The organism is Methylobacterium sp., from assembly GCF_028290105.1.
Taxonomy (GTDB): domain Bacteria; phylum Pseudomonadota; class Alphaproteobacteria; order Rhizobiales; family Beijerinckiaceae; genus Methylobacterium.
This window is the reverse complement of sequence record NZ_JAQGKL010000233.1, coordinates 1-7,825: the sequence shown is the minus strand read 5'-3', so window position 1 is coordinate 7,825 and position 7,825 is coordinate 1. Positions and strand designations below refer to the sequence as shown.

Here is a 7,825-nt window from a genome sequence, read left to right as displayed (position 1 = left end):
GGCCGCTTCCGGGGTCGCGGAGACCGGGCTCTTGCCGGTTGAGGTCTTGATGAAATCGGCCCCCGCCGCGATGGCGAGGCGGCTCGCACCTTCGATCGCCTCCGGGCCACCCAGGGCGCCGGTCTCGAGGATGACCTTCAGAAGCGCGCCGCCGTCGCAGGCCTCGCGAACGGCCGCCACCATCGCGCGTGCCGTCTCGAAGTCTCCGGCGAGAAACGCGCGGTAGGGCAGCACGAGGTCGATCTCCTGGGCACCGTCCGCCAGGGCCTCGGCGGTGTCCTCGACGGCGCGCTCAATGTCGTCGCCCCCGGCGGGAAAATTGATCACGGTGGCGATCCGCACGGGCGTGCCGGCCATGAGCCTGGCCGAGCGGCCCACATAATGAGGCCAGACGCACACCGCCGCGACCGCGCTCGCGCGGGCGTCCCGGCACAGCGTGTCGATGGCGGCCTCGGAGCAGGCATCCCCGAGATCAGTGAGGTCGAGCAGCGGCAGGGCGCGCCGGGCGATGGCGGGTTCGTCGAGGATCATGGGGCACTCGCGGACAGGCGGGCGACGAAGGCGGAGACGAGGCGGGCGAGGTCGTCGCCCGACCGCGCGGCGGCCGCCTTGGTCTCGTCGTGATGGGGATCGCCGTCGCCGATGCCGGCGCCGAGATTGGTCACCACCGAGAGGGCGGCAACGCGCATCCCGTAGAAGCGGGCGAGGATGACTTCCGGAACCGTGGACATGCCGACGAGATCCGCCCCGAGGCGACCCGCCATGCGCACCTCCGCCGGCGTCTCGAAGCTCGGTCCCGAGAACCAGGCGTAGATGCCCTCGTGCAGCGCGATGCCGGCCTCCGCCGCCGCCGCGTGGAGATGCATCCGCAAGTCTGCGTCGTAGGCCGCGACCATCGGCACGAAGCGGGCGTCGGAAGCCTCGCCGATCAGCGGATTGAGGCCCGAAAGGTTGATGTGGTCGGTGAGCGCCACGAGGCTGCCCGGTCCGACCTCCGGCCTCAGCGAACCCGAGGCGTTGGTGAGGAGGAGGCTGCGCGCCCCAAGCGCATGGGCGACGGCGAGGGGCACCCGCATCACGCCCGCGTCACCCGCCTCGTAGGCATGCGCGCGCCCCTCGAAGACCAGCACCCGCTCTCCGGCGAGCCGGCCGGCATGCAGGCGACCGCCATGTCCGCTCACACGTGGGCTCGGGAAGCCGGGGATCTGCGCGTAGGGCACCGAGATGCCCTCTTGAAGGTCGCGCACCAGAGCACCGAGGCCGGTTCCGGTGACGATCGCGTAGGCGAAGGGGCCGCCGAGGCCCTGCTCCCGCAGGAGGCCCGCCGCGGCCTCGACCTGGGGCTCGGGCTCACGCATGGGGGCCGGGCTCACGCATGGGGGTCGGGGTCCCGAGAACCGAGATTGTCCGGACCGAAGGATTCCGGCAGCAAGGCCCCGAGGGTGAAGGCGGCGCGCACGCCCGTTCCATCGGCGACGTGCACCAGCACCTCCGGGCCGGCGAACTCGCGGATCCGCTGGCGGCATGCCCCGCAGGGAGTCACGAGGGCGGGTCCGGGGCCGAGCACCAGGAGTTCCGCGATCACGCGTCCACCGCCCACCACCATGGCGGCGATGGCGCCGGCCTCGGCGCAGGTGCCGACCGGATAGGCCGCGTTCTCGACGTTGCATCCGGCATGGACCACGCCCGCCGCGTCGCGCAGGGCGGCGCCCACGGGAAAGCGCGAATAGGGCGCGTAGGCCCGCGCTTGCGCGGCGCGCGCGGCCTCGAACAGTTCGGTGAGGGCGGGATTCATACGAAAGGGGCGCGTCGCGGCATGGCCCGACTTAGGCACCAAGCGGCGAACCTGTCGAGGGTGTGATGATCGACAGCGGGCCGTCGGACTCCTAAGACGAGGCGGACGGGCGACCGGGTCGGGAGGCGGCGAAGATCATGTTGGGACGTTTCGAGCGCGGGGCTTCCGGCGAGGCGGTGGTCGAGTACGGCGACGGCACCATGCGGGTGGTCAAGCCCGGCAGCTTCGTGCGCTGCGCGGTGACGGGCGAGCCGATCGCCCTCGATGCGCTGCGCTACTGGAGCGCGGCCCTGCAGGAGGCCTATATCAGCCCGGCAGCCGTGATGAAGCGCCTCTCCGAGGTCGGGCGCCCCGTCTAGGCGGTTGCGCCGGCCTCGCGCGCCAGCAGGGCGCGCAGTTGCGCCAACAACGCGCCGGCATCCGCAAAGCGTAAGGTAACCGGCAGCACCGAGACGCGGGCCGCGAAGGCGGGGGCGAGGCGGACCCGATCCTTCTCCGTGGTGACGAGGTCGGCGCCGAGGCGCTCCGCCTCAACGGCAAGGGCTTTGCTGTCTCGGACGTCGTAGGGGTGATGATCCGCGAAGGCGCGGGTGGCGACCACCTCCGCCCCGGCTTCGCGCAGGCTGGCGAAGAACTTTTCGGGCCGGCCGATGCCCGCGAAGGCGAGGACGCGGCGGCCCGCCAGATCCGCGCCCGGAATCAGGCTCGCCCGGTGCACCGGCAGGTTGCGCCTGCGCGCCTCTTCCGCCACGCGCTCGCCCGCCGGTCCCTCGCCGATCAATACGAGGCCGTGGACGTGGCGCCATTGCCGGGCGAGCGGCACACGCAAAGGCCCGGCGGGGAAGGTGAGCCCATTGCCGAGGCCGGCCCCGGCATCGACGACGGCCAGCGACAGGGTCTTGGCGAGGCTCGGGTTCTGCAGGCCGTCATCCATCACGATGCAATCGGCGCCCTCGGCCGTACAGAGGCGGGCACCCAGGGGCCGGTCCCGCGCCAGGATGGTGGGGGCCGCGCGCGCGAGAAGGAGTGGTTCGTCGCCCACGTCGGCGACGGCGTGACGGGCCGGATCGACCCGGACGGGTCCGGTCAGGCGACCGCCATAGCCGCGCGTGAGGAAGGCGGGGCGGACCCCGAGATCGCGCAGGTGCGCGGCGACGGCGAGGGCCGTGGGGGTCTTGCCCGCGCCGCCGAGTGTGAAGTTGCCGATGCAGAGCACGGGGCAGGGGGGCGGTATGCCGGCCCGGTCCATGCGCGCGGCGGTGTGGCGGCCGTAGAGGGCCGCGACTGGCGCGAGCAGGCGCGCGGCGGGATGGCTCGCAGGCCCATCCCAGAAGGCGGGGGCCCGCATCAGCCCGCCCTCACGAGACTGCCATCGCCGTGAGGGTCATCTGCGCGATGAACGGGTCGAGTACCGACAGGGTGCGGGCGACCGCCCCCTCGAACGGCTTGAGCGCGGCGGCCCCGGCCCGGTTCATCGCCTCGATGCGGGGCCGGTCGGCGAGGAGGTCGTTCAGGGTGGCGGCGAGGTCGTCGGCATCGGCCACGGGCAGCGCGCCGCCGGCCGTGTCGAGGGCGTTGTAGACCTGTGTGAAGTTATGGATGTGCGGTCCGTGCAGGATCGCGGCGCGCAGCCGCGTCGGCTCGATCGGGTTCTGGCCGCCATGGGGCACCAGGGAGCCGCCGAGGTAGACGATGCGGCTGAGACGGTAGAACAGCCCCAACTCGCCCAGCGTGTCGGCGACGTAGAGGTCGACGCCTCCATGGGGATGTCCCCCTTGCGAACGTCGGGCCGCGCGCAGGCCCTCGGCGATGGCGCAATCCGCGACGTCGCCCCCGCGATGGGGGTGGCGCGGCACCACGATGGTGAGGAGGTTCGGCCAGCGCTGCCGTAGCCGGGCATGGGCACCGGCGGCCATCGCGTCCTCGCCCGGATGGGTGCTCGCCGCGACCCAGACCGGGCGGTCGCCGATGAGGTCGCGCAGATGCGCGAGTTGCTGCCCATCGGCCGGCGGCACCTCGGCATCGTATTTCAGATTGCCCGGGATACTGATGCGCGGGGCGCCGAGGCGGCGGAAGCGGTCGGCGTCGTCCTCGGTCTGCGCGAGGCAGATCGCGACCCGCGCCAGCAGGGCCTCGGCGGTGCGCGGCGAGCGCGCCCAGCCCCGCGACGACCGCTCCGACATCCGCGCATTGACGAGGAGGAGAGGGATACCGCGCGCGTGCAGGGCCAGGACGGTGTTCGGCCAGATCTCGGATTCGGCCACCAGCGCGAGGTCGGGGCGCCAATGGTCGAGGAAGCGGTCGACCCAGCGTGGGGCATCGAGGGGCATGTACTGGTGGATGGCTCCCGCCGACAGGCGGCGTCCGATCAGGTCGGCTGCGCTGCGGGTGCCCGTGGTCATGAGTACGGAGAAGCCGCGCGCGATCATGCCGTCGACGAGGCCGATCAGGGAGAGCGCCTCACCAACGCTGGCCCCGTGCATCCAGACGAGCCGCCCGAGGGGGCGGGCCCGGCCGGGCAGGCCGCGCCGCTCGGAAAGCCGCTCCGGATCCTCCTTGCCCTTGCGCGAACGCCAGGCGAGCAGGCCCGCGAGCGCCGGCTCCCCGAGATAGAGGCCATAGCGATAGGCCCGCAGGATCGCCGTCAGGGGAGGGGCCTCCTGCATCGCCCTCACGCCGGTCCGACCCGGTCCAGGCGCCCGACGAGGGTGTAGGCGCGGTCGTGGACCCGGTTCATCTCGGCCTCCAGTTGCTGGCGCAGAGCTTCCAGGGCCTCGGGTTCGACGTCGCGCGGAACGCGGATCGGGGTACCGAACACCATCGCGCCCCGGCCGAAGGGCAGGCCCAGGCAGGCCCGGTCCCAGCTGTTGAAGCGCCAGTGCCGGCTCGTCACCACGGCCACGGGCAGGATGGGCCGCCCGGAGAAGCGCGCGAGGGTCAGGATACCGGCATCGGCCCGGCGGGAGATCTTGGGCACGTCGGCACTGAAGGCCACGCTCTCGCCGTCCTTGAGCGCCCGCAGCATGGCGCGCAGGCCCTCGGCCCCGCCCTTGGCCTTGGCGTCGCGCACCGCGCGCCCGCGCGCACCGGACGCCCGGATCACCCGCACGCCCATCCGAGTCAGCGCGATGGTGTTGATGTTGCCGTCCGCCGAGCGGGAGATGATCGTGGCGATGCGATCGTGCGGCCGGCGCATGAACGAGATCATCGTGTGCTGGCCGTGCCACATGCCCGCGATGAAGGGACTGAGGCCGTCGAGCCAGGGATCGGGGTTGGCCGGCTCCACCGTGAACCGGTTGGTCCGGCGCACGAGGCGCAGGTAGCCGCCGGCCAGGACGCCGAGGGCCTGCTGGACCGCAGGCGCGCGGCCGATGCGTTTGACGAGGCTCATCACTTCGCTTTCGCGTCGCGGCGCCGGCGCGTCGGCCGTGCCATCGGAAAGGCCGAAGCCCGGATGGGTCCCGACCGTCGCTTCTCTCAGCGCCAGGGGCGGGCAGGCGGTTGTCTAGCTCCGATCCAAGGACCGGCGCAACGGTCCTTTCGGGGGGCGAAATCCGCCTTGCAGGGGACCAAAAAGCGCCCGGTCGACTTGTTTAGACCCATTCCAACTTATAGATTGGAATTAATCCAAAGAGAGAATCGACTGATCCAAGGACGCTCGCGATGATGGTGTCTCCAGCGCACGGAACGGCCGTGAACGCCGCCCAAGCCGACGACGCAACGGCTGAGGCACACCGTGATTTCGTCCTGCGCTACGTGCAGCCGGGGCTCGCCGGACTGATCGACGGGTCCGTCTCGACCCTGGCGCCGATCTTCGCCGCCGCCTTCGCGACCCACAGCAACCACGCGACCTTCCTCGTCGGGCTCGCGGCCTCGATCGGCGCGGGGATCAGCATGGGCTTCACCGAGGCGCTGTCCGACGACGGGGCGATCACGGGGCGGGGCGCCCCCTGGGTGCGCGGCCTCGTCTGCGGCGTCATGACCACGATCGGCGGCCTCGGCCACACGCTGCCCTATGCCATCCCCGACCGCTGGCCGAACGCCTTCTGGCTCGCCACCGCCCTTGCCATCCTCGTGGTGGTGGTGGAGTTGCTGGTGATCTCGGCGATCCGGACCCGCTACATGGCGACGCCGTTCTGGCGGGCGGCGATGCAGGTGATCATCGGCGGCACCCTGGTGCTGATCGCCGGAATCGCCATCGGCAGCGCCTGAGGATCGGCCCCGGCCGGGTTGACCCCCGGGGTGCGTTGGGGCGATGGCGGACACCCGATCGACCGCCGACCACCCGTGGGGACGATGTTTCGCCTGGCCCATCTGACCGACCCGCATGTGGGGCCGCTGACGCGGCCGCGCCTGCGCCAGCTCCTCAGCAAGCGCGCGACCGGCTACGTGAACTGGCAGCGTGGCCGCAAGGACGCGCACGACATGGAGGTACTGGCCGCCCTGGTGGCCGACCTGCAGGTCCAGGCACACGATCACATCGCCTGCACCGGCGACCTCTGCAACATCGGCCTGCCGAGCGAATGGTCGACCGCGAAGGTCTTCCTCGAGGCCCTCGGGACGCCGGAGGCGGTCAGCTTCGTGCCCGGCAACCACGACGCCTACGTGCGCGGCTCCCTCGAGGGGCTGCTCCACGCCTGCGGCGCCTGGACCTCAGGGGATGACGGGCACCACGGACATTTCCCCTACCTGCGCCGGCGCGGGCCCGTCGCGCTGATCGGACTGTCCTCGGCCATCCCGACGAAGCCCTTCGTGGCGAGCGGCCGCCTCGGGCCACAGCAGATCGCGGCGGCGGAGGCCCTGCTCGTCCGGCTCGCCGCCGAACCGGAACCGCCCTGCCGCGTGGTCATGATCCACCATCCCGCGCATCCCGGCGGCACCACCCCGGGGCGCGAACTGAAGGACGCGGCGGCGTTCACAGCGATGATCGGGCGGGTGGGGGCGGAGCTGATCCTGCACGGCCACAACCACATGCGCAGCGTCGCGTTCGTGGAGGGACCACGTGGCGCCTCGGTTCCCGTCGTCGGGGCGGCCTCGGCCTCGGCGCGGGGCGATGCCCGGCACCACCGCGCGAGCTATCACCTCTATACGATCACCCGCGAAGCTGCGGGTTACGCCGTCGCGGGTGTCGAGCGTGGCCTCACGGAGATGGGCACGATCGCGGATCTGGGCCCGCTCCGGCTCGCACGGTCCTGACCTGCACCCGGCACGAGGACGGACCCGTCAGGCCGCCGCGAGGGCCTCCGCCTCCGCGGCGATGCGGGCTTCGTAGCGCTCGGCCTGCAGCCGGGTCAGCCCGCTGATCAGGACGGCGTCGCCTCGATAGACCGTGTAGGTGCCGTCATGGGTCGGTTTCACGCGAATCACGTTGGACATGGCTGTCACCCTGTCGAATAGGTTAGACGCGAAATCTTCTGGCGGAGACGAAATCTTTAACGCGCCATTCAGACTACGCAAGTCCCGGCTACGACGACGCAAACTATTTCCATTGCGCGTCGCAACGCAATTATTGGTATTCCAAGAAAGTATCGAAAATATCTGAGCCCGTTCAACGAAGGCTGTCGCGTGCGGCGCAACATCGCTGGTTGTGGGCTTCCCACGGTCCATGTGCGAATACGCAGCGGATCGGCACCCCGCCGACGCGCCGGCTTTGCGCGCGAACAACGGCGCATGCGCGACATGCCTGCCCATCAGCAGCGGATCAGACGGAGATGCAAAGGTCAGGAAAAACTGTTGGCGCGCCAATTCGAATATAAATGCGAACACCTATGTGATTGAGATTGCGAGATAAATCCTAGCTCGCCGCACTCATAGGGGGAACGGGTTGCGCTTGACGAAAGCCGCCGCCATGGCGCTGAAAGGCGCCTCCGGGCGCACGGACCGCTCGATTATGCCGCGTGCTTTCGCGACATTCTCCAGGGCGACTTTCCCTTAGCTTGTCGTGATAGGCGTTAACGGCCTTCCATGATCCCCGCGCACGTCCAGCAAGCGCAGTCGAGCAGCATGTTCGGTCCTAGCTTGTTAACGCGC

9 protein-coding genes and 1 pseudogene are annotated in these 7,825 nt (G+C 70.7%); 3 read left to right on the top strand and 7 right to left on the bottom strand.

Translation table 11 applies throughout. The annotated features are described in order from the left end of the window. From deoC to JWQ05_RS16720, 3 genes are all read right to left on the bottom strand, one after another. Positions 1–531, bottom strand: a 531-nt coding sequence (gene deoC, locus JWQ05_RS16730) for a deoxyribose-phosphate aldolase (RefSeq protein ID WP_299660640.1), incomplete at its 3' end; no start/stop codon positions are given. After that, positions 528–1,358, bottom strand: coding sequence for a purine-nucleoside phosphorylase (locus JWQ05_RS16725; protein ID WP_299660638.1), 831 nt, complete (start codon positions 1,356–1,358; stop codon positions 528–530). The genes deoC and JWQ05_RS16725, both read right to left, overlap by 4 nt. A gap of 11 nt (positions 1,359–1,369) precedes the next feature. After that, positions 1,370–1,795, bottom strand: coding sequence for a cytidine deaminase (locus tag JWQ05_RS16720; RefSeq protein WP_299660636.1), 426 nt, complete (start codon positions 1,793–1,795; stop codon positions 1,370–1,372). A 137-nt stretch (positions 1,796–1,932) separates the two neighbouring features. On the opposite strand from JWQ05_RS16720, the gene JWQ05_RS16715 reads away from it, so the two are divergent. Beyond that, the gene (locus JWQ05_RS16715; protein WP_299660633.1) at positions 1,933–2,154 is read left to right on the top strand and encodes a DUF2093 domain-containing protein; all 222 of its coding nucleotides are present in this window, start codon (positions 1,933–1,935) and stop codon (positions 2,152–2,154) included. On the opposite strand, the gene lpxK is transcribed toward JWQ05_RS16715, so the two are convergent. The 3 genes from lpxK to JWQ05_RS16700 are packed head-to-tail and all read right to left on the bottom strand — an operon-like array spanning position 2,151 to position 5,186. Then, the gene (gene lpxK, locus JWQ05_RS16710) at positions 2,151–3,143 is read right to left on the bottom strand and encodes a tetraacyldisaccharide 4'-kinase (protein WP_299660631.1); all 993 of its coding nucleotides are present in this window, start codon (positions 3,141–3,143) and stop codon (positions 2,151–2,153) included. The two genes, JWQ05_RS16715 and lpxK, sit on opposite strands and share 4 nt — an antisense overlap. A gap of 10 nt (positions 3,144–3,153) precedes the next feature. Further along, complete coding sequence (locus tag JWQ05_RS16705; protein WP_299660628.1) at positions 3,154–4,461, bottom strand: 3-deoxy-D-manno-octulosonic acid transferase; 1,308 nt, start codon at positions 4,459–4,461, stop codon at positions 3,154–3,156. Between the two features lie 5 nt (positions 4,462–4,466). Next, positions 4,467–5,186 (bottom strand): lysophospholipid acyltransferase family protein, encoded by a 720-nt coding sequence (locus JWQ05_RS16700; RefSeq protein WP_299660626.1) that lies wholly within the window; start codon positions 5,184–5,186, stop codon positions 4,467–4,469. A gap of 350 nt (positions 5,187–5,536) precedes the next feature. On the opposite strand from JWQ05_RS16700, the pseudogene JWQ05_RS16695 reads away from it, so the two are divergent. Further along, positions 5,537–6,007 (top strand): annotated as a pseudogene (locus JWQ05_RS16695) (VIT1/CCC1 transporter family protein); the annotation flags it as partial. Between the two features lie 84 nt (positions 6,008–6,091). Continuing rightward, on the top strand, positions 6,092–6,991 hold the full coding sequence (locus JWQ05_RS16690; protein WP_299660642.1) for a metallophosphoesterase: 900 nt from the start codon (positions 6,092–6,094) through the stop codon (positions 6,989–6,991). 27 nt (positions 6,992–7,018) lie between these two features. Here the strand turns inward: JWQ05_RS16690 and JWQ05_RS16685 are convergent, their stop codons facing one another. After that, positions 7,019–7,171 (bottom strand): hypothetical protein, encoded by a 153-nt coding sequence (locus JWQ05_RS16685; protein WP_299660624.1) that lies wholly within the window; start codon positions 7,169–7,171, stop codon positions 7,019–7,021. Positions 7,172–7,825 lie beyond the last annotated feature (654 nt).

Excerpts from the sequence above, each read along its gene's own strand:
- JWQ05_RS16685 (WP_299660624.1), bottom strand. The coding sequence starts at position 7,171 with ATGTCCAACGTGATTCGCGTGAAACCGACCCATGACGGCACCTACACG.
- JWQ05_RS16725 (WP_299660638.1), bottom strand. The coding sequence starts at position 1,358 with ATGCGTGAGCCCGAGCCCCAGGTCGAGGCCGCGGCGGGCCTCCTGCGG.
- lpxK (WP_299660631.1), bottom strand. The coding sequence starts at position 3,143 with ATGCGGGCCCCCGCCTTCTGGGATGGGCCTGCGAGCCATCCCGCCGCG.
- JWQ05_RS16700 (WP_299660626.1), bottom strand. The coding sequence starts at position 5,186 with ATGAGCCTCGTCAAACGCATCGGCCGCGCGCCTGCGGTCCAGCAGGCC.
- JWQ05_RS16720 (WP_299660636.1), bottom strand. The coding sequence starts at position 1,795 with ATGAATCCCGCCCTCACCGAACTGTTCGAGGCCGCGCGCGCCGCGCAA.
- JWQ05_RS16690 (WP_299660642.1), top strand. The coding sequence starts at position 6,092 with ATGTTTCGCCTGGCCCATCTGACCGACCCGCATGTGGGGCCGCTGACG.
- JWQ05_RS16715 (WP_299660633.1), top strand. The coding sequence starts at position 1,933 with ATGTTGGGACGTTTCGAGCGCGGGGCTTCCGGCGAGGCGGTGGTCGAG.
- JWQ05_RS16705 (WP_299660628.1), bottom strand. The coding sequence starts at position 4,461 with ATGCAGGAGGCCCCTCCCCTGACGGCGATCCTGCGGGCCTATCGCTAT.